This window comes from Pseudomonas sp. ASL8 (genome assembly GCF_056680355.1).
Genome location: NZ_CM155278.1, coordinates 242,981 through 262,783, shown reverse-complemented (window position 1 = coordinate 262,783; position 19,803 = coordinate 242,981). Strand labels below are relative to the sequence as shown.

Annotated in this window: 16 protein-coding genes; 4 read left to right on the top strand and 12 right to left on the bottom strand. The window is 59.3% G+C overall.

Features of this window, described 5'->3' with window-relative positions; genetic code table 11:
• Positions 1 to 3: 3 nt before the first annotated feature.
• Complete coding sequence (locus AC1MEA_RS01235) at positions 4 to 3,072, top strand: efflux RND transporter permease subunit (protein WP_480916409.1); 3,069 nt, start codon at positions 4 to 6, stop codon at positions 3,070 to 3,072.
• Between the two features lie 17 nt (positions 3,073 to 3,089).
• Here the strand turns inward: AC1MEA_RS01235 and AC1MEA_RS01230 are convergent, their stop codons facing one another.
• From AC1MEA_RS01230 to plsB, 3 genes are all read right to left on the bottom strand, one after another.
• Positions 3,090 to 3,779, bottom strand: a complete 690-nt coding sequence (locus tag AC1MEA_RS01230) for a DUF4197 domain-containing protein (RefSeq protein ID WP_480916408.1) — start codon at positions 3,777 to 3,779, stop codon at positions 3,090 to 3,092.
• A 70-nt stretch (positions 3,780 to 3,849) separates the two neighbouring features.
• A complete protein-coding gene (locus tag AC1MEA_RS01225) occupies positions 3,850 to 4,248 on the bottom strand; it encodes a YbaY family lipoprotein (protein ID WP_480916407.1) in 399 nt (132 codons plus the stop codon).
• Between the two features lie 62 nt (positions 4,249 to 4,310).
• On the bottom strand, positions 4,311 to 6,803 hold the full coding sequence (gene plsB, locus AC1MEA_RS01220; protein ID WP_480916406.1) for a glycerol-3-phosphate 1-O-acyltransferase PlsB: 2,493 nt from the start codon (positions 6,801 to 6,803) through the stop codon (positions 4,311 to 4,313).
• 165 nt (positions 6,804 to 6,968) lie between these two features.
• Between plsB and AC1MEA_RS01215 the strand changes: the two genes are divergently transcribed.
• Complete coding sequence (locus tag AC1MEA_RS01215; RefSeq protein WP_480916405.1) at positions 6,969 to 7,178, top strand: cold-shock protein; 210 nt, start codon at positions 6,969 to 6,971, stop codon at positions 7,176 to 7,178.
• Between the two features lie 214 nt (positions 7,179 to 7,392).
• Here the strand turns inward: AC1MEA_RS01215 and AC1MEA_RS01210 are convergent, their stop codons facing one another.
• The 4 genes from AC1MEA_RS01210 to AC1MEA_RS01195 form a co-directional block, all read right to left on the bottom strand.
• The gene (locus tag AC1MEA_RS01210; RefSeq protein ID WP_480916404.1) at positions 7,393 to 7,770 is read right to left on the bottom strand and encodes a hypothetical protein; all 378 of its coding nucleotides are present in this window, start codon (positions 7,768 to 7,770) and stop codon (positions 7,393 to 7,395) included.
• A gap of 96 nt (positions 7,771 to 7,866) precedes the next feature.
• Complete coding sequence (locus tag AC1MEA_RS01205; RefSeq protein WP_449633100.1) at positions 7,867 to 8,676, bottom strand: putative RNA methyltransferase; 810 nt, start codon at positions 8,674 to 8,676, stop codon at positions 7,867 to 7,869.
• Complete coding sequence (gene dapE, locus AC1MEA_RS01200) at positions 8,676 to 9,827, bottom strand: succinyl-diaminopimelate desuccinylase (RefSeq protein WP_480916403.1); 1,152 nt, start codon at positions 9,825 to 9,827, stop codon at positions 8,676 to 8,678. The genes AC1MEA_RS01205 and dapE overlap by 1 nt, the downstream gene beginning before the upstream one ends.
• 239 nt (positions 9,828 to 10,066) lie before the next feature.
• Positions 10,067 to 12,655 (bottom strand): glycosyltransferase, encoded by a 2,589-nt coding sequence (locus AC1MEA_RS01195; RefSeq protein ID WP_219061213.1) that lies wholly within the window; start codon positions 12,653 to 12,655, stop codon positions 10,067 to 10,069.
• A 353-nt stretch (positions 12,656 to 13,008) separates the two neighbouring features.
• On the opposite strand from AC1MEA_RS01195, the gene tcdA reads away from it, so the two are divergent.
• On the top strand, positions 13,009 to 13,839 hold the full coding sequence (gene tcdA, locus AC1MEA_RS01190; RefSeq protein WP_480916402.1) for a tRNA cyclic N6-threonylcarbamoyladenosine(37) synthase TcdA: 831 nt from the start codon (positions 13,009 to 13,011) through the stop codon (positions 13,837 to 13,839).
• Here tcdA and AC1MEA_RS01185 read toward each other — a convergent pair.
• The 5 genes from AC1MEA_RS01185 to AC1MEA_RS01165 all read right to left on the bottom strand — a co-directional run bounded on the left by AC1MEA_RS01185 (position 13,815) and on the right by AC1MEA_RS01165 (position 18,145).
• Positions 13,815 to 14,228, bottom strand: coding sequence for a SufE family protein (locus AC1MEA_RS01185; protein ID WP_480916401.1), 414 nt, complete (start codon positions 14,226 to 14,228; stop codon positions 13,815 to 13,817). The two genes, tcdA and AC1MEA_RS01185, sit on opposite strands and share 25 nt — an antisense overlap.
• A complete protein-coding gene (locus AC1MEA_RS01180; protein ID WP_480916400.1) occupies positions 14,225 to 15,430 on the bottom strand; it encodes an aminotransferase class V-fold PLP-dependent enzyme in 1,206 nt (401 codons plus the stop codon). Before AC1MEA_RS01180 ends, AC1MEA_RS01185 begins: the two co-directional genes overlap by 4 nt.
• A gap of 66 nt (positions 15,431 to 15,496) precedes the next feature.
• The gene (gene dapD, locus AC1MEA_RS01175; RefSeq protein ID WP_480916399.1) at positions 15,497 to 16,531 is read right to left on the bottom strand and encodes a 2,3,4,5-tetrahydropyridine-2,6-dicarboxylate N-succinyltransferase; all 1,035 of its coding nucleotides are present in this window, start codon (positions 16,529 to 16,531) and stop codon (positions 15,497 to 15,499) included.
• A 60-nt stretch (positions 16,532 to 16,591) separates the two neighbouring features.
• Positions 16,592 to 16,963 (bottom strand): ArsC family reductase, encoded by a 372-nt coding sequence (locus AC1MEA_RS01170; protein WP_219061218.1) that lies wholly within the window; start codon positions 16,961 to 16,963, stop codon positions 16,592 to 16,594.
• Positions 16,964 to 17,107: 144 nt separating this feature from the next.
• Positions 17,108 to 18,145 carry a metallophosphoesterase gene (locus AC1MEA_RS01165; RefSeq protein ID WP_480916398.1) on the bottom strand — a complete coding sequence of 346 codons (1,038 nt, stop codon included), beginning with the start codon at positions 18,143 to 18,145 and terminating at the stop codon, positions 17,108 to 17,110.
• A gap of 197 nt (positions 18,146 to 18,342) precedes the next feature.
• Between AC1MEA_RS01165 and AC1MEA_RS01160 the strand changes: the two genes are divergently transcribed.
• The gene (locus AC1MEA_RS01160) at positions 18,343 to 19,800 is read left to right on the top strand and encodes an ArnT family glycosyltransferase (RefSeq protein WP_480918080.1); all 1,458 of its coding nucleotides are present in this window, start codon (positions 18,343 to 18,345) and stop codon (positions 19,798 to 19,800) included.
• Positions 19,801 to 19,803 lie beyond the last annotated feature (3 nt).

Sequence of the window (19,803 nt, the reverse complement as noted above, 5' to 3'; positions counted from 1 at the left end):
CGGATGCGTTTCAATCTTTCCGAGTGGGCACTGCGCAACCGCCAGATTGTCCTGTTTCTGATGTTACTGCTGGCGATTGTGGGTGCGGTTTCCTACACCAAGCTTGGCCAGAGTGAAGATCCGCCATTTACTTTCAAGGCGATGGTCATCCGCACCAACTGGCCCGGCGCGAGTGCGGAGGAAGTTGCGCTGCAGGTGACCGACCGCATTGAGAAGAAGCTGATGGAGACCGGTGAATACGAGCGCATTGTCTCGTTCTCACGGTCAGGCGAATCCCAAGTGACGTTCATGGCACGTGATTCCATGCACTCGGCGCAGATTCCCGATCTCTGGTATCAGGTCCGCAAAAAAATCAGCGACATCCGTCACACCTTGCCACAGGGCATACAGGGGCCGTTTTTCAACGATGAGTTCGGCACTACGTTCGGCAATATCTATGCGCTGACGGGCAAAGGTTTTGACTACGCCGTGCTCAAGGACTACGCCGACCGCGTGCAGATACAGCTACAGCGGGTCAAGGACGTGGGCAAGATCGAACTGCTGGGGTTGCAGGACGAAAAAATCTGGATCGAGCTGTCGAACGTGAAGCTGGCGACCCTTGGGCTGCGCTTGCAGACGGTGCAGCAAGTTCTTGAAGAACAGAACGCGGTATCGGCAGCGGGTTTTTTCGAGACCCCCAGTGAGCGCATTCAGTTACGGGTAACCGGTCGCTTCCAGTCGGTGGACGAGATCAAGAATTTCCCGATTCGCGTGGGTGATCGTACATTCCGCATCAGTGACGTGGCCGAGGTTTTTCGCGGCTTCAACGACCCACCTGCGCCGCGCATGCGTTACATGGGTGAAGACGCCATCGGTCTGGCCGTGGCCATGAAAGACGGTGGCGACATTCTGGTACTGGGGCGTGCCCTTGAGACTGAATTTGCCCGGGTGCAGAAAAACCTCCCGGCGGGCATGCAACTGAGCAAAGTGTCGGACCAGCCAGCAGCAGTGAAAACCGGGGTCGGCGAGTTCGTTCAGGTGCTGGCCGAGGCGCTGGGCATTGTGCTGCTGGTGAGCTTTTTCTCCCTGGGCATGCGCACCGGGATGGTTGTCGCCCTGGCGATTCCGTTGGTACTGGCGATGACCTTCGCCTGCATGTACTACCTGGGGATTGGCTTGCACAAGATTTCCCTCGGCGCGCTGGTGCTGGCGCTGGGCTTGTTGGTTGATGACGCGATCATCGCGGTCGAGATGATGGCGATCAAGATGGAGCAGGGTTACGACCGGCTCAAGGCTGCCAGTTTCGCCTGGACCAGCACCGCTTTTCCGATGCTCACCGGCACGCTGATCACGGCGGCAGGTTTCTTGCCGATTGCCACGGCGCAATCAGGCACCGGTGAATACACCCGTTCGATCTTCCAGGTGGTGACCATCGCGTTGTTGGCGTCCTGGGTTGCGGCAGTGGTGTTCGTGCCCTATCTGGGTGAGCGGCTGTTGCCGGACCTGGCGAAAATCCATGCGGCCAAACATGGCGCGGGGGCACCCGACCCTTACGGTACGCCCTTCTATCAGCGCGTGCGGCGCATGGTGGGTTGGTGTGTACGGCGGCGTAAAACGGTGCTGGTACTCACCCTTGGCCTGTTCGTGCTCTCGGTGGTGATGTTCCGTTTCGTGCCGCAGCAGTTTTTCCCGGCGTCGGGGCGACTGGAGCTGATGGTCGATTTGAAACTGGCCGAAGGCGCGTCGTTGAGCAACACCGCCGAGCAGGTCAATCGGTTGGAGCAGATGCTCAAGGATCATCCGGGTATTGATAACTACGTGGCCTACGTTGGCACCGGTTCGCCGCGGTTCTACCTGCCGCTGGATCAACAGTTGCCCGCCGCCAGTTTCGCCCAATTCGTGGTGTTGGCAAAAACCATCGAAGACCGTGAAGTCCTGCGCACCTGGCTGATAAAAAGCCTCAACGAGCAATTTCCGACCCTGCGCTCCCGGGTGACTCGTCTGGAGAACGGGCCGCCGGTGGGCTACCCGGTGCAGTTCCGCGTGACGGGCGAACACATCGAGGAAGTTCGCGCTCTGGCGCGTAAAGTCGCGCTCAAGGTTGGCGAGAATCCACACGTGGCGAACGTCCATCTGGACTGGGAAGAGCCGAGCAAGGTTGTAAACCTCAACGTGGATCAGGATCGGGCGCGGGCGCTGGGCGTGAGCACTGCCGATCTGTCGCGATTCCTGCAAAGCTCGCTGACTGGTTCCAGCGTCAGCCAATACCGCGAAGACGACGAGCTGATCGAGATTCTGTTGCGGGGCACCCCTCATGAGCGCAAGGACCTCGCCTCGCTGCCGAGCCTGGCGATCCCTACCAGCAACGGCACCAGCGTCGCCTTGTCGCAGATCGCGACCCTGGAATACGGCTTTGAAGAGGGCATCATCTGGCACCGCAACCGCCTGCCGAACGTGACCATCCGCGCCGATATCTATGGCAAGGAACAACCGTCGACCCTGGTCCAGCAGATCCTGCCGACACTGGACGGCGTACGTGCCGAGTTGCCGGACGGCTATTTGCTGGAAGTCGGGGGCACGGTCGAAGATTCTGCGCGGGGACAGAACTCGGTCAAAGCCGGTGTGCCGTTGTTTATCGTGGTGGTCCTGACCTTGCTGATGCTGCAATTACGCAGTTTCTCGCGCACCGCCATGGTCTTTCTCACCGCACCGCTGGGTTTGATTGGGGTGACCTTGTTTCTGATTGTCTTCCATCAGCCGTTCGGTTTCGTCGCGATGCTCGGCACCATCGCCTTGTCGGGGATGATCATGCGCAACTCGGTGATTCTGGTGGACCAGATCGAACAGGACATCGCCGCCGGGCTGGATCAATGGCAAGCGATCATCGAAGCCACCGTACGGCGTTTCCGGCCCATCGTCCTCACGGCACTGGCGGCCGTGCTGGCGATGATCCCGCTGTCACGCAGCGTGTTTTTCGGCCCGATGGCGGTCGCGATCATGGGTGGCCTGATCGTGGCGACCGCACTGACACTCTTGTTCCTGCCCGCGCTGTATGCAGCGTGGTTCAGGGTGAAGAAAGTAGAGTTAAGGTAGAGTTGCAGGCGTGTTGATTACAGCGCGCCAAACACCTTTTTCGCCAGGCTGGTTGCGGCACCTGCCGGGTTTTGGCGGAGGGCGGCTTCTTGTTTGCCGATCATTTCGAACAGGCCATTGAGGGCTTGTTCGGTCACGTAACCTTCGATGTTGGCGTCTTTGGTGTCGACGACACCCAGGCTGGCGGCCTGGCCGGCGAACGCGTTGTATTTTTGTGCGACACCGACTTTATCGGTCGCTTGCTTGACGATGGGCAGGAATTTGACGCGGATCTGTTCGCGACTGGTCTTGCTCAGGTATTGGGTGGCTGAATCATTGCCGCCGCTGAGGATGCTCTTGGCATCGTCCACGCTCATCTTCTTCACGGCATCGACCAACAGCGCCTGGGCTTGCGGTACAGCGGCTTCGGCGGCCTGGTTCATGGCGGTCTCCAATTGATCGACCTGTGCGCCCATGCCGAACTGCTTCATCTTCTTCGCGACTTTGCCGAGACTGCCCGGCAGTTCTATGCGCACATCCTTGTTATTACTGAAACCACCTGGCGTGCCCAGTTGCTTGACGGCAATCTGCGCGCCTTGGGTCAGCGCATCCTTGAGGCCGCCAGTGGCGTCCGACTGTGACAGATCGCTCAGGGACAGAGCGAACACGCTGGTCGACAGCAACAGGCCCGCGCACAGGCCAGCGAAGGTAACGGAAGGGCGGAGCATGGCAGCATCCTTTTCAAAGGGATTGGATTGATAAAAGGGTGGCACGGGTTTGCAGGCCCGCGCCAGGGGATCACTGAACAGAGTCCAGGCGAATTCGCAGCGGTTTCTGATCCTGACCGTCCAACTGTACGACATACTGCGCGGTAGTGATGAACAAGAGTTTGCCCTCCACTTCAATGCGCGCGCTCACCGAGTAACGATGGCCCGGCTGTACGTGTTTCGGATCGTATTCCAGGCTGAAAGGCAAAGGCACCTGGCCTTTGATCGGGCCACTTTGTCTGGCCAGCACGACCACCGGAGCATCGGCCTTGGACACGTCGTGCAGGCTGACATTCAAGATCGCAGTGGGCGGCAGAGCGATGCGTTGCAGGTAAAAAACTTCCCCGTCGAGGCTGGCTTGAGAGGATGGCTGCGAGATACTGCACGCGCCGAGCAGGCTGGTCAGAAGGATAAGTGCCAGGTTTTTCATTGGAATCTCCTTATCGGTGGCGTCAGAAGAAGCCTGGCGCCATCGACAGGAATTTAAAGGATTTAGCCCGCAGGGTCAGCCTCTGTTACATCTTCGCTGCGATGCAGGGCCACTTGGCGGATCGACAAACGGATCTCGGCAGGCAAAACCCGCTTGGCCGCGCCTTCCGCCAACTCGCCAAGGAGCTCGTGGTAACTGAGCTTGCCCGCAGGGTCTTTGTGCAGGACGCCGAGGTCGAGCAAGGTCTGGATGAAGTGGCGGAACAGGCTTTTGTCGAAGAACTCCGGTGCGTTGAGGCCATGCAAAATCGACAGCCGCTGAGCCATGACCGTGCACAAGTCTTCCAGTTCTTCGGCGCTGATGCTGTTCTGGCCACTGTTGAGCAGCAGCGAAATCGCCATATAGAAGCGCTGCAGCGTCTGGGCAATGACCCGTGACAGCAGGGTCAGCAGGACGAAGTGACGCGAACTCGGGGCCGGACGCAGGTAGACGTCATTTTCAAGGCGCAACAGGCCTTGCTCGACGAAAGCTTCGAGCCACTGGTCGATCACCGCATCCAGCTCGTCCAGCGGCCAGCGAATGAACAGCTCCGATTGCAGGTACGGGTACAGCGCCCGGGCATAGCGCAGGATCTGTTCACGACTCATCCGTGAGGAGCTCTGGAAGAAACTCGCCAGCAGCGAGGGCAGGGCCACGATGTGCAACACGTTGTTGCGGTAGTAGGTCATCAAGACCGCGTTCTGCTCATCCAGGTAGAGGATTTTGCCTAACGCATCCTTTTGCTCGGACAACAGGTTCATGCCCTTCACGTAATCGATCAAGGCCTTGCCGTCACCTTCAGGCAGCGTGGTGTGTGGCGAGTAAGGCACCCGACGCAGCAGGGTCAGGTACAGGTCGAGAATCCGCGCCATGGCTTGATCGTCGAGCGCCAGCTTATTGGTGGACAGTAGGGCCAGCGCCACCAGATTGACCGGGTTGATCGCTGCGGCTTCATTCAGGCCCTGAGCCACGCGTTCGCCGAGGCGCTGGGTGGTTTCGTTCAGCCAGCCGGGGCGGTACTGCGGCCCCAGCGTTTGCTCGCGCCAATTCGGTTGCTCGTGGTCGAGGAACTCAGCCAGTTTGATCGGCTCGCCGAAGTTGACCGACACCTGGCCGAAGCGCTGCTTGAGTGCGCCAATCACTTTGAAAATATCGAAGATCGACTCTTTCTTTTTAGCCGCGCCGCGCAGCTCGCCCAAGTAGGTGCGGCCTTCGAGCACGCGCTCGTAACCGATGTACACCGGAACGAAAACGATCGGCATCCGCGAGTTGCGCAAAAAGCTGCGCAGGGTGATCGCCAGCATGCCGGTTTTGGGTTGCAGCATGCGCCCGGTACGCGAGCGGCCACCCTCGACGAAGTACTCGACGGGGAAGCCCTTGGTGAACAGCGTATGCAGGTATTCATTGAACACGGCGCTGTACAGCGGGTTGCCCTTGAACGTGCGGCGCATGAAGAAGGCGCCACCGCGCCGCAGCAGACTGCCGATCACCGGCATGTTCAGGTTAATGCCTGCGGCGACGTGGGGGGGTGTCAGGCCATTTCGAAACAGCAGGTAGGACAGCAGCAGGTAATCGATATGGCTGCGATGGCACGGGACATAAATCACTTCGTGACCTTGGGCGACATCCTGCACGCCTTCGATATGACTGACCTTGATACCGTCGTAAATCTTGTTCCAGAACCAGCTCAGCACCACTTCAAGAAAGCGGATCGCCGAGTAGGTGTAGTCCGAAGCGATTTCATTGCCATAGCGCAGGGCGTTTGCCTGGGCTTTGCTCTCGGGGATGTTCTCGCGCTCGGCCTCTTCGAGGATGGCTTGCTTGACCAGCGGCTCGTCCAGCAGACCCTTGACCAGATTGCGGCGGTGCGACAGGTCGGGGCCGATGACGGCGGTTTTCAGGTTGCGAAAGTGCACCCGCAGAATGCGCTGGGTCATCCGCAGGGTACGTTCGTGGCCCTTGTTCTCTTGGACCAGTTCGCGCAGATGGATCGGTGCGGAAAATTGCACGCGGGTCTTGCGGCCCAGAATCAGAATGCTGACCAACCGGCGTAAACGCCCGGTCACCGCCCAGCTGTCTGCGAACAACAGCTTCCAGGGGCTCGACTCACTGTCTGGCGACTGACCCCAGAACACGCTGACCGGGATGATCTGCGCATCTTCGGAGGCGTTCTGGCTGATCGCGCTGACCAGCCGTTCCAGGGTGGGCGGCGCGCCGCGTTTGTCCTGCCGGCCCAGCCAGTCGGGCTCGGGGGTCAGGTAGAAGAACGCAGCGGGCTCGAGCAGGTTTCCCACTGCTACCGGCAGAATCGGTCGCGGCAGCCCGGCTTTGCGGCACTCGGTATCGATCACCGCGAGGTCGCTTAATGAGGGGGATTGCAGGGCGTAGAACACCGGGCGGCTGCGGTCGAGGTTGAGGGTGAAGGACGACTGATTGATTGTTTCCGAGCGAACCCAGAGGTACATCAGTCGGCGCAGGGTGCCAAACACAAGACGGCGGAACGGGGAGCGGGTCATACGGCTTCTGCTGAATAAGGGGGAAACGAGCAGTTGCTCGGGGGAGACAGTGTGCCGCATCTGCTGAAGATCGGCAAAAAACGACGCCGTTTATGTGGATTTCGCCGTTTTTAATGCTGGCCTATACTCGGCCGTCAAATAATAAAAAACAGGAGCAACGATCCAATGTCAGTACGTGAAACAGGCAGTGTGAAGTGGTTCAACGATGCCAAGGGCTATGGCTTCATCCAGCGTGGAGATGGCGCGGACGTGTTCGTGCATTACCGCGCCATCCGCGGGGAAGGGCACCGTTCACTGGCGGAGGGCCAGCAGGTCGAATATGGCTTGGTCGAAGGTCAGAAAGGCTGGCAGGCAGAGGACGTCGTAGGGCTATGAAATAAGCAGGTAGCACACAGATTTGGAGGAGATGTCGCCCCGTCTGCGACGCCGCGCAGCAAACTGTAGGAGCGGGCTTGCCCGCGATAAGGACCGAAGGGCCTTCCTGCGACATCGGCGCCAACCCATTTACGACTGCTTCGCAGCCGATCGCGGGCAAGCGCGCTCCTACAGATGATCGTGTAATGCTGTCAGAGACGAGTCTGGTCGAGGCTCAGGTCGTGTGCCAGACGATCTCTTCTTCGCCGTCGCTGCTGATGCGAATCCAGCGGTCGGCGGCGTCGTCGCTTTCTTCCTCGATCCATGTGCCCGGTGCGCAGCGAACTTCAACGTTCAGTGCGGCGAAGGCCGCGCGGGCGCAGGCGATGTCGTCGTCCCATGGGGTCTTGTCGCTTTCCAGAAACAAGCTGTTCCATTTGCCGACAGCCTTGGGCAACCAGGTCACGGTCACGTCACCGGCTGTGCATTTGTACGTCTGACCTTTCTTGACCCAGGCGGTGCAAGGGCCCAGCGCAGCGCTGAGCCAGGCAGCGATGGCCATGTAGTCGACGTCAGCGTCTTTCAGGTAAATCTCGATATCGGGTTGGCGCATGGATGCCTCGTGATTGATTGAAAATCCATTCGCGGATTCATTTGGCTGCCCCGCACAGGCAAGGCAGCGTCGATTCAGGGTGTGTAGATTCGCTGATTATTGAAGCACGAAATAATCGTAACGCATCGAAACCGTCACTTCGAACGGCTCTGGCTGCTCAATGACATTGGCCCGGCGTTCGGCACTGGCGCGCCAGCCGTGAGGGGTCATGGCCAGCAGGTTGGCACGGGCTTGAGCATCGACCAGGCTCAGGGTGAAGCGCAAGGTCTCGCTGTGCTGCAAGTGCATATCAGCCGGCACTTGCATCAAGTGTTTGTCATCAACGTATTCACGCACTTCGTCATAGAGCCGCTCACGCAGTTCCATCAGGTGTTCGCTGGTCGGGCCGACACGCATCAAGCCGCCGCCGGGGCTCAGCAGGCGTCTGGCTTCGTGCCAGTCCAGCGGGCTGAACACGCTGGCAAGGAACTGACAGCTGTCGTCGGGCAGTGGCACGCGGGCCATGCTGGCGATCAACCACGTGATTTTTGGATCGCGCCGGCACGCGCGCTTGACCGCTTCGCGGGAAATATCCAGCGCATAGCCATCCGCATCCGGCAGGGCCGCAGCGATTTGCGCGGTGTAATAACCCTCGCCACAACCGATGTCCAGCCAACGTGCGGGCGCGCGTTCGGCTGCCAGTTCCGCGAGGCGCTTGGCGACCGGCGCGTAATGGCCTGCATTGAGAAAGTCGCGTCGGGCTTCGACCATGGCCTGATTATCACCAGGGTCGCGGCTGTTTTTGTGTTGGACCGGCAGCAGGTTCAAATAGCCCTGGCGTGCTCGGTCGAAGCGGTGACCAGCGGGGCACACGACGCCGTTATCAACCGCGCTGAGCGCTGCTGTGCAAATCGGGCAAGTCAGCATCATGCGAGCAATTTGACCAGAGTCTGGTAGTAGATTTCGGTCAGGATATCGAGGTCGCTGGCCAGAACGCGCTCATTGACCTGATGGATCGTGGCGTTGACCGGGCCCAGTTCGACGACTTGCGTGCCCATCGTGGCGATAAACCGCCCGTCCGAGGTGCCGCCGCTGGTCGATGCCTGGGTGTCGCGGCCGGTGACGGCCTTGATGCTTGCGGACACCGCGTCCAATAGCGCACCGGGTTCGGTGAGGAACGGCAGGCCGGACAAGGCCCATTCCACATGCCAGTCCAGCCCATGCTTGTCGAGGATGGTGGCGACCCGCTGTTGCAGGGCTTCGACGGTGGACTCGGTGGAGAAGCGGAAGTTGAACATCGCAGACAACTCGCCGGGGATGACGTTGGTCGTGCCGGTGCCTGAGTTGAGGTTGGAGATCTGAAAGCTGGTCGGCGGGAAGAAGGCGTTGCCGTGATCCCAGTGCTCTGCGGCCAGTTCGGCCAACGCCGGTGCGGCCAGATGGATCGGGTTCTTCGCCAGGTGCGGGTAGGCCACATGACCCTGAATCCCGCGCACGGTGAGTTTGGCACCCAATGAACCGCGACGGCCGTTTTTGACCATATCGCCTACCAGTGTGGTGCTCGACGGTTCGCCGACGATGCACCAGTCCAGGCGCTCTTTACGTGCTGCCAGACGCTCGATCACCGCCTTGGTGCCGTGGTGTGCAGGGCCTTCTTCGTCGCTGGTGATCAGGAACGCCACCGAGCCTTTATGGTTGGGGTGATCGCCGACAAAGCGTTCAGCCGCCACCAGCATTGCCGCCAGGCTGCCTTTCATGTCAGCCGCGCCACGCCCGCAAAGCATGCCGTGCTCATCGATCAATGCGTCGAACGGATCGTTCTGCCAGGCCTGAAGCGGGCCGGTTGGCACCACATCAGTGTGCCCGGCGAAGCACAGCACCGGGCCTTCGTGGTTGCCATGGGTGGCCCAGAAGTTATCCACATCCTCGATACGCATGGGTTCCAGTTTGAAACCGGCATCGCCCAGGCGTTGCATCATCATCGCTTGGCAGTCGGCGTCGATCGGCGTGACCGATGGACGACGGATCAGGTCGCAGGCGAGTTGGAGAGTGGGCGAAAGGTCGGCTGGGGCCGTCATGGAAGGACTCCGGGTAGGGCACGGTACGGTTTTGTAGGAGCTGGCTTGCCTGCGATCCAGTGTGAAGCGCTGGCAAAATAGCGAATTTACCGCCGCTGGAAGGTCGTTCCGGTCGAACGCGACCCCGGCCTATCGCTGGCAAGCCAGCTCCTACAGATTTTGTCGTGTGCGGAAAAGGCGCTTATCTTAAAGCAAAACGGCGACCCAAAGGCCGCCGTTTAACGTTATGCAGTAACAGGTCAAACAGTCGCGGGTTCCGCCACGGCTACTGGCTTGGGCAGCGATGACAGGAAGGCCATGATCAGCGCCGCCAGATACGGCAGCGATTGCACCAGGAGCATGGTCACCCAGAAGCGCATATCGGCGCTCGGCAGGCCCTGTACCAGGCAGATACCGGCGGCCGCGCCCCACAGCAGCAACATGATGAACACTTCTTCTCGAGCTTCCGAGAGGGCCACCAGGAAGCCATGACTGGCTGCATTTTTCGGTGTGCGGAAGAATGGGATGCTGGTGGTGAAGAAGCCGTAGAGCACCGCTTTGGCGATGGTGTGAGACAAGGCGAGCCCTGCCAGCGCCGCAAAGAATGCGTCCGTGAGGTTGACCCCCACTGCACGGCGGTACAAGAAGATGATCTTGCCGACCTTGAACACGAACAGGGCCAATGGCGGGATCGCGAAAATCAACAACGGCGGATCGACACGGTTAGGCACGATGATCATCGCCGCCGACCACAGTAATGCGCCGACGGTGAAGAAGATGTTCATGCCATCGGCAACCCACGGCAACCAGCCCGCGAGGAAGTGATAGCGCTGCCCACGGGTCAGCTCGGTGTCTTTACCGCGCAGCAGGCTCGACGTGTGACGCTTGATGATTTGAATCGCGCCATACGCCCAACGGAAACGCTGCTTTTTGAAGTCGATGAAGGTGTCCGGCATCAAACCCTTGCCGTAGCTGTTGTGCGAATAGGCGGCCGAATACCCTTTTTCGAATATGCGCAGCCCCAACTCGGCGTCTTCACAGATGCACCAGTCCGCCCAGCCCAGTTCTTCGAGCACCGAACGTCGGGTCATGGTCATGGTGCCGTGCTGAATAATCGCGTCACGGTCGTTACGGGTGACCATGCCGATATAGAAGAAGCCTTTGTATTCGGAGTAGCAGAGCTTCTTGAAGGTGCTTTCGTTCTGGTCGCGGTAATCCTGCGGCGACTGCACCACGGCGATTTTCGGGTCGGCGAAGTGCGGGACCATGTGTTTGAGCCAGTTGCGGTCGACGCAGTAATCCGAGTCGATCACTGCAATCACTTCAGCGTCCGGCGCCGTGTGCGGGATCAGGTAGTTCAGTGCGCCACCCTTGAAACCGGCCAGTGGCGCGACATGGAAGAACTTGAAGCGCGGGCCGAGCATTTCGCAATGGGCCTTGACTGGTTCCCAGACCGCCGGGTCTTTGGTGTTGTTGTCGATGATCAGAACTTCGAAGTCCGGATAGTCGAGAGCGGCCAGAGCATCCAGGGTCTGTTTGACCATTTCCGGTGGCTCGTTGTAGCAGGGCACGTGTATCGAGACTTTCGGTCGATACGCATTGTCGGTGTCCACGGGCAGGAATTCGCGGCGTCGTTTGTGGGTCCAGACCGCTTCAGCCAGTTCGTGAGCCTCGGTCAACAGGACGATGAACACGCCCATGGCGCCAAGTGCCAGCAAGAAGCCTACGGTCAGACTGAACCAGGTGCTGTATTGCTGACTGTAGTCGTAACCGATCCAGACCAGCACCGAACCACACAGGAACGCGGTAAAGGTCAGGAACGTGCGACCCCGTTGGCGCAGTGCCGAGCCGTCAATCAGGAGCAATGCCAGGGACAGCAGCGCCAGCACCACAGAGCCAATCGCCAGAACCCGCCACTGCGGAATCGCGACAACCGGCCCTTCAAAGTTGAATTTCTGCTGGCGCGCAGCGTTATACACGCCCCAGTAGGCGCCTACCGAGCCTTCATCACTGGCTTTCCACGGCTGATCGAAGGCCTCGATCACGAAGTAGTTGTAGCCCTGACGGTTGAGTTTATTGACCAGCGTACGCAGGTAAATGGCTTGGTCCGCCTGAGTTGCCTCGGCACCGCCACGCATACGGCCATTGCTCGGCCAGCCAACCTCTGACAGCAGCAGCGGTTTTTTCGGGAACATTTTTTTCAGTTCGCGGGCACGATCGAGTACGAACTGACCGGCCTTGTCGACTGGAATGAACTCCCAATAAGGCAGAATGTGCGCAGCGACCAGGTCAACGTGCTTGCCCAGCTCCGGGTATTTTTCCCAGATGTGCCATTGCTCGGAGGTGGTCACCGGTACTTTGACGGCAGCACGCACCCGATCAAGCAGGACGCTCAATTGTTTGACCGTGATTTCGCGACGGAACAGCGCTTCGTTGCCCACCACCACGCGAACCACACTGCGCGATGAGTTGGCCAGTTCGATGGCGCGGACAATCTCGCGCTCGTTGCGCGCTTCGTCGGGGCTGATCCAGATCCCCAGGGTCACGCGTAAGCCGAATTCTTCAGCGAGCTTTGGGATGTCCCCCAGCGAGCCGTCGACAGAGTAAGTCCGAATACTGTCGGTCTGCTTACTCATCAACTCCAGGTCCTGACGCATTTCATCGTCGGACGGGTAGATGTCTTTCTGCGGGTTTTGTCCCGCGCGGAAAGGTGAGTAAGAAAAGCCGGAGATCTGCTCGGGCCAGTCGGGAGCGGTAACCGGGCGATTGATCAACGCCCAGAAACCGGTGAATAGCGCGGCAATCGCCACGACCACCACCAAATTGAGTCCAAATCTACGCGATGACATAAATGCTTTTGGTTCCAAAGGGTGGAACGAGGGATTAGCCGACGAACGCCGGTCGGCGCGCATCCTACTCTGGGCTTTATAGGGCTGTACAGCCAGCCGATTGGCTATTGGTCAACGGTTACGCAACTAAGTTCGCTGCGAGTTTGTCTTGTCGTCCAAAATACCGGGCCTTGTGGGAAATATACAGTCGCGTGTCAGGCATACCCCGTTGCTTTGATCGCGGGCAAGCGCGCTCCTGCAAGGAGCCGCGTGGGGCGCGCCGGGTGCTTGCCCGCGACGGCGGCTCATCCGGATAAAGAGACTCTGAACCCCATAGCGTCCTATAATGCGCGCCGGTTTTTGGGGTAATGGTCATGAACACAGAAGATCCGCGGTTTGCTGGCGTCGCCCGTTTGTATGGCATCGAGGGCCTGGAGCGTTTGCGCACAGCCCATGTGGCGGTCGTCGGGATCGGCGGTGTTGGCTCGTGGGCGGCGGAAGCGATTGCCCGTTGCGGCGTGGGTGAAATCTCCCTGTTCGATCTGGATGACGTCTGCGTCAGCAACAGCAACCGTCAGTTGCATGCGCTGGAAGGCACCATCGGTCGGGCCAAGGTCGAGGTCATGGCCGAGCGCCTGCGCGCCATCAATCCCGATTGCACCGTGCATGCCGTGGCTGACTTCGTGACCCGCGAGACCATGGCCCAATACATCACGCCTGATATCGACTGCGTGCTCGACTGCATCGACAGCGTCAACGCCAAGGCCGCGCTGATCGCCTGGTGCAAGCGGCGCAAAATCCAGATCATCACCACTGGTGGCGCAGGCGGACAGATTGACCCGACGCTGATTCAGGTCTGCGACCTCAACCGTACCTTCAACGATCCGCTGGCCTCCAAGGTTCGCTCGACCTTGCGTCGCGACTACGGGTTCTCGCGAACAGTGACTCGCCACTACAGCGTGCCGTGTGTGTTTTCCACCGAACAACTGCGGTATCCCAAGCCGGACGGGAGCATTTGCTTGCAAAAGAGCTTCGTCGGCGACGGGGTCAAGCTGGACTGCGCGGGTGGATTCGGCGCGGTAATGATGGTGACCGCGACCTTCGGTATGGTCGCGGCGACCAAGGCGGTGGACAAGATTGTCGCGGGCGTGAGACGTCCGGCGGATCGCGCCAAGCCTGTTCAGGCGCTGCCAGAGGCCAGTTGACGCATCCGCTGCAGGACTGCGTTCAAGCCGTTGCTGCGTGACGGCGAGAGGTGTCGGCTCAAGCCCAGCTGATTGAACCAGTCCGGCAGATCCACCTGTTGCAGGTCTTCAGCCAACAGGCCGTTGACTCGCGCCAACAGCAACGCCACCAGCCCCCGAATCAAGCGCGCGTCACTGGCCGCGCGAAACTGCCAGTGGCCGTCCGTCACGCTGCCGAGCAACCAGACCTGGCTTTCACAGCCATGCACCCGATGGGCCTCGGTTTTTTCATCTTCACTCAGGGCCGGCAGGCGTTCGCCCCATTGCATCAGCAGGCGTGCGCGCTGTTCCCAGCTGTGGGATTGGTTGAAGGTTTCAAGGGCTGTTTGTGCGTCGACAGGCAGGCTCATCGCAGCAATTCCAAGGCTTGATCCAGCGCGCTGAAAAAGCGCTCGAGATCGTCGGAGTCGTTGTACAGCGCCAGGGATACCCGGATTGCGCCTGGCAGGCCGAGGCTTTTGAGTAACGGCATGGCGCAATGATGCCCGGCGCGAACGGCGATCCCCTGTTCGGTCAGCAAGTGCGCGAGGTCTGCGTTATGCACGCCTTCGACGACGAAGCTCACCAGCGCCAATTGCGGAGTGCCCAGCACTCGAATGCCTTCACGCCTGTTCAAGCCGTCCAGTAACAACCGATGCAGTGCCGCTTCATGCGCAACCACGGCCGCGTGGTCGAGGCTCGCCAGGTAATCGAGGGTCGCGCCCAGGCCAATCACGCTGGCAATCGGCGGTGTGCCGGCTTCGAAGCCCAGGGGTGCGGGACGAAATTTGGCGGTGTGATAATCGGTGGTCAGTACCATCTCTCCACCGAACTGCCAATGATGCAGGCGCGCGAGCGCTTCATTGCGGCCATACAGCACGCCGAGACCCTCGGGACCGTACAGTTTATGACTGGAAAAAACATAGAAGTCGCAGCCCAACGCTTGCACGTCATGCCGACCATGAACCACGCCTTGGGCACCGTCCACCACCGTCAATGCGCCATGGGACTTGGCCATGCTCAGCAACGCAGGCAGCGGCTGCCAGGCGCCCAGCACGTTGGATAACTGGCTGACTGCCAGCAAACGGGTGCGGGGGCCGATCAGTGCGGCGGCGGCTTCGAGGTCAATCAGGCCGTTGGCGTCGAGCGGCAAGATGATCAACTTCAGGTCGCGACGGTGCGCCAGTTGCTGCCAAGGCAACAGATTGGCGTGATGCTCCAGCGCGCTGATGACAATTTCGTCTCCGGCAACACACTCGTGCTCCAGACCATATGCCAACAGATTCAGGGCGGATGTTGCCCCGTGGGTGAAAACGATTTGTGCAGACTCGCCCGCATTCAGCCAGTGGGCAATCTTGCTGCGGCTGTTCTCGAACGCCTGGGTGGCATTAGCGCCCGGCAGATGCTGTGCCCGGTGCACATTGGCCGCGCCATTCACGTAGTAGTGGTTAAGCGCGTCGAGCAACGCCTGGGGTTTTTGGGTCGTTGCGGCATTGTCCAGATAGGTCTGGCCTTGCCGTTGCAGTGCGGCGATGGCTGGAAAATCAGCGCGCCAGGGAGAGGGCAGGGGCATGTTATTCAGCTCGATAGCCCGCTTTCAACGCTGCGTATGCAGCGCTAAAAGCAGACGCGGGATCAATCAGTTGTGAGCGTGCAGCGTTGCGTTCAGTTCGATGGCCGACTTGTGGGTTTTGCATTCCACGGCGCCGGTGATCGAGTTGCGGCGGAACAGCAGGTCTGGTTGACCGGCCAGGTCACGGGCCTTGACCACTTTGACCAATTCGTTTTTCTCGTCGAGCAGCGCAACTTTGGTCCCGGCAGTGACGTACAGACCGGATTCCACCGTGTTGCGATCACCCAATGGAATGCCGATACCTGCGTTGGCGCCGATCAGGCAGCCTTCGCCGACCTTGATGACGATGTTGCCGCCACCCGACAAGGTGCCCATGGTCGAGCAACCGCCGCCCAGGTCGGAACCCTTGCCGACGAATACGCCAGCCGAGACGCGACCTTCGATCATGCCCGGGCCTTCGGTGCCGCCGTTGAAGTTGACGAAACCTTCGTGCATGACCGTGGTGCCTTCGCCGATGTAAGCGCCCAGACGTACGCGTGCACTGTCAGCGATGCGCACACCGCTCGGCACGACGTAGTCGGTCATTTTCGGGAATTTGTCGATGGAGAACACTTCCAGGAACTCGCCCTTCAGGCGCGATTCCAGCTGACGCTCAGCCAGTTCGCTCAGGTCCACAGCGCCTTGGCTGGTCCAGGCGACGTTAGGCAGCAGAGGGAAAATCCCGGCCAGGCTCAGGCCGTGTGGCTTGACCAGACGATGCGACAGCAAGTGCAACTTCAGGTAGGCCTCAGGTGTTGAGGTCAGTGCCGCGTCTTCGGCGAGCAAGGTTGCGACCAGCGGCTTGTGGCTTTCGGCCAGACGGGTCAGCAAGGCGGCTTGGCCAGCATCGACGGACTTCAGCGCTTCAGCCAGCTTTGAGGCCTGGTCGGTATTGAACGCGATGGCCTGATTACCGCCGGTGTAACCCAGTAAGGGTGCGATGGCTGCAATGATTTCTGCCGACGGGTTGATCAACGGCTGTGCGTAGAAGACTTCCAGCCACGCGCCTTGACGGTTCTGAGTGCCGATACCAAACGCCAGGCTGAACAGGGTAGTGGACATGCAAATACCTCTTACTGAATTCTCTAACTGATTAAAAGGGGGCTTCAGTAGCGCTCTGGCTTACTTGAAGGCCGCCGCATACAGATCGGGCTTGAAGCCAATCAGGGTTCTATCACCGAGATCAAGCACTGGACGCTTGATCATCGAAGGTTGCACGAGCATCAGTTCTATTGCCTTGGCTTGATCGAGATCGGCTTTTTGTCCGTCGTCGAGTTTGCGAAAGGTAGTCCCTGCCCGGTTTAAAACGACCTGCCAACCATGTTCGTCGCACCACTGAGTCAGGTGCTCACGGTCGATACCTACTGCTTTGTAATCATGAAAGTCGTAGCTCAGGTTTTTTTCATCGAGCCAGGTGCGAGCTTTTTTCATGGTGTCGCAGGCCTTGATCCCGAAAAGGCGTAAGCCCTTGTTTTCACTGGAGGAATTTTCCATCCCCGAAACTCCCCACGCGGTGCCAAAAAATTAGCCGATGATTATGCCACGTCAATCCATTTGGCGCCTCGGCTGTCTCTGTAGGGATAAGCCACAGCGGCAGCGGGATTTGCGAACGCGTGTCAGAGGGGCGAAGGCATGGGTCTATTGACGGTTGTCCGCGATCAGGCAGCCTTTGGCCATCCAGGGGCATCCGCGGGCCCACGTGAAGTGGGTGGCTGCACCGCCCTGCTCATCGTAGTAGGCGAGTTTTAGCTGGTCGCCACTGAAGTCGAGTTTGGTGAAGCCCGCCCGGGAGGCAGCAAATACGGTGTCCGGCTGCCCTTCGTCCACGGGGTAGAGTTTCTGACCGCCACCGCCGGATATCACCCAGGCGGGCTCGCCAGGATCAAGCATTAACTGCTGATTATGGTCGTGTCCGGCCAGATAAACGTCGACCTTGGCGCGCTGTAACGCGGGCAGCAGATCGGTCATCATGTTCGACTCTTCTTCGTGCTTGCCTGAGTTGCGGACGGGATGGTGGGCGGCCACGATGCGCCAGATGGGTGCCGGGCCCGGTTGTTCGAATGCCTGCTCAAGGAAGGCAATCTGTTGGTGCAGCTCTGCGGCAGGCGCCGAGGTGTTAAGAAAGACCATTCGTACCAGCGGACGACCCTCGACAGTTCCAAAGTCTTTGGTGTACTGGCGATCAGGCATCTGCCAGCGGCCGGATCCTTTTTTTTGCTGGCTGTAGTCGAGTTCTACTTGTTGCGAGGTGGGATAGTCGTGATTGCCAAGTACTGCATAGAACGGTACGTGGCTTAACCAGTTCCCGCTGTAAACGCGTTCGAATTTCATCTGCCAGCTAATGTCACGTGTGCCCGTCAGAGACTTGCCATAGAAGTTATCGCCCAACAGCGTGACCATGTCCAGGCGCCCGTCTTTATCGGCCACACGCTCCATTGCACGCGCGACAGTCCACTGCTGTAAAGTGCCACTCCCTTGATCGCCCAGAGCGATCAGTGAAACGCGGGACGAGTCGAGACCCGCCAGGGGAGAATAGGGCGCGGGTGGAATCAGCGCGAACCCTGCTCCCGTCAGGCCAATGGATAATCCAATGACAGCACATGCCGCCAACCAGGTTCGTACTCGGCGTCTGGGTTTAACTGTATGGGTGGCCGATGTTGAGTGCAGTACGGACATGGCGTTTTTATTCTCAGGGGACCTGCGGAGCACACGGCATATGAAATATGCTTGTGAGTTAACACGGTGTTCATTAACGGTGTGTGAAGATTACTCGACCGTATATTGAAATTTCGTTAAAGCTCGTGCCGTGATGGCACTTAAAGCCTGACTTTTTTCTGCACCTTCCCTTTCTTCCACTGGGTGATTTGATGCGTATTTCCCGACCAGCCTTCACGTTGTTTGTGCTGGGTTGTCTGTTGTTTTTCTTTGCCCTGGGTAATCACCAGTTGCAAGGCTCTACTGAACCCCGCGTTGCCGGGATTGCGATGGAAATGCACCTCGATAATGACTGGGTGGTGCCCAAGCTCAACGGGCAGCCGTTTCTGGAAAAACCGCCACTGAGCCTGTGGCTCGATGCCGGCGCCATTCAGCTGTTTGGCGCGACGCCTCTGGCCGTGCGACTGGCGTCTGCCTTCGCCGGTTTGTTCAGTCTTATGTTGCTATACACCCTGCTGCGCAAGTTGGGACGCCCTGTGCTCATCGCCTGGGCCGCCGCCATTTTGATGGCCACCACGGCCAGCTATTGGAGTAATGCCCGGCAGGTGGGTGAGGATGCGCTGCTTAGCCTCGGTGTCACGTTGGCGCTGCTGGCGTTTTTTCATGCCAGTCGCCAACAGGCAGAGCAAAGGCATTTAGCCCTCGGCAGCTGGTTGCTGTTCGCATCGGGGATCATGATCGCTACGCTGAGTAAGGGCGTGTTGGGACTGGCGTTGCCGGGTGTGGTGATCTTTGCTTATCTGGTCGGCGAGAGCATCCTCGAAAAGCGCTTCGCTCTTTCGGACTGGCTACGGCCCGCTCTGTTTACCCTGGTCGGTCTGATACCGCTGCTGATATGGCTGGGTCTGCTGTATCAGCGCGGCGGCCTGCAGATGCTGGGTGATGTGCTTTGGGCTAATAGCGTCGGCCGTTTCAGTGGCTCGTTTGAAGACGCCGGTCACTTCGAGCCGTTTTATTACTATCTGGTCAAACTGCCGCAGGCGTTTCTGCCCTGGAACTTGCTGGTCTATTTCGGTCTTTGGCACTTTCGCAAAACCCTGTTGAGCAATCGGCACTTACTGTTCTTCAGCCTCTGGTTCCTGGCGCAGTTCACGTTGCTGACCATCGCGTCCAGCAAGCGCATGGTTTACCTGATGTCGCTGACGCCTGCCGCGGCGGTGATCGCCGCCGAATATGGCGCTGTGCTGTTTGAGAAAATACGCGAGCGCGCCGACTCCTCGACCTTCGCGAGCAAGCTGTTCAACGCCAGACGCGTGCTGGTGTTCGGGGTGTTGGGCGTGGTGATTTGTGGCTATCTGGCCGCTGCGTTATGGCTGGTGCCCCGAGCGGACCTCAAGCTTTCATTCCTGCCACTGACTGCACGCGTTCAGGCACTGCAAGCCAATGGCCGGCAGGTTGTCTTGTTTCAACCCAACGAACGGCTGGCGGGTGCCAGCGTGTTCTACAGCCAGAGCCGGCTGGAGGCCATACAGTCCGAGGCACAGCTGACTCTGTTTCTGAGTCAATCGCCCGACAATATTGCGATCATGGAACGCCAGAGTGAGCCCGCAGCACCGTTGAAGGTGCTGGAGAAAATGGTGGTCGGCGAGCGCGTCTATTATTTCGTCGGGCAATAGTCT

Bases quoted from the DNA above. Each gene is read 5' to 3' on its own strand.
- AC1MEA_RS01205 (WP_449633100.1), bottom strand. From the start codon at position 8,676: ATGCTGACTTGCCCGATTTGCACAGCAGCGCTCAGCGCGGTTGATAAC.
- AC1MEA_RS01185 (WP_480916401.1), bottom strand. From the start codon at position 14,228: ATGAGCCTGCCTGTCGACGCACAAACAGCCCTTGAAACCTTCAACCAA.
- dapE (WP_480916403.1), bottom strand. From the start codon at position 9,827: ATGACGGCCCCAGCCGACCTTTCGCCCACTCTCCAACTCGCCTGCGAC.
- AC1MEA_RS01230 (WP_480916408.1), bottom strand. From the start codon at position 3,779: ATGCTCCGCCCTTCCGTTACCTTCGCTGGCCTGTGCGCGGGCCTGTTG.
- AC1MEA_RS01215 (WP_480916405.1), top strand. From the start codon at position 6,969: ATGTCAGTACGTGAAACAGGCAGTGTGAAGTGGTTCAACGATGCCAAG.
- tcdA (WP_480916402.1), top strand. From the start codon at position 13,009: ATGAACACAGAAGATCCGCGGTTTGCTGGCGTCGCCCGTTTGTATGGC.
- AC1MEA_RS01180 (WP_480916400.1), bottom strand. From the start codon at position 15,430: ATGCCCCTGCCCTCTCCCTGGCGCGCTGATTTTCCAGCCATCGCCGCA.
- AC1MEA_RS01170 (WP_219061218.1), bottom strand. From the start codon at position 16,963: ATGGAAAATTCCTCCAGTGAAAACAAGGGCTTACGCCTTTTCGGGATC.
- AC1MEA_RS01195 (WP_219061213.1), bottom strand. From the start codon at position 12,655: ATGTCATCGCGTAGATTTGGACTCAATTTGGTGGTGGTCGTGGCGATT.
- AC1MEA_RS01235 (WP_480916409.1), top strand. From the start codon at position 4: ATGCGTTTCAATCTTTCCGAGTGGGCACTGCGCAACCGCCAGATTGTC.
- plsB (WP_480916406.1), bottom strand. From the start codon at position 6,803: ATGACCCGCTCCCCGTTCCGCCGTCTTGTGTTTGGCACCCTGCGCCGA.
- dapD (WP_480916399.1), bottom strand. From the start codon at position 16,531: ATGTCCACTACCCTGTTCAGCCTGGCGTTTGGTATCGGCACTCAGAAC.
- AC1MEA_RS01210 (WP_480916404.1), bottom strand. From the start codon at position 7,770: ATGCGCCAACCCGATATCGAGATTTACCTGAAAGACGCTGACGTCGAC.
- AC1MEA_RS01165 (WP_480916398.1), bottom strand. From the start codon at position 18,145: ATGTCCGTACTGCACTCAACATCGGCCACCCATACAGTTAAACCCAGA.
- AC1MEA_RS01225 (WP_480916407.1), bottom strand. From the start codon at position 4,248: ATGAAAAACCTGGCACTTATCCTTCTGACCAGCCTGCTCGGCGCGTGC.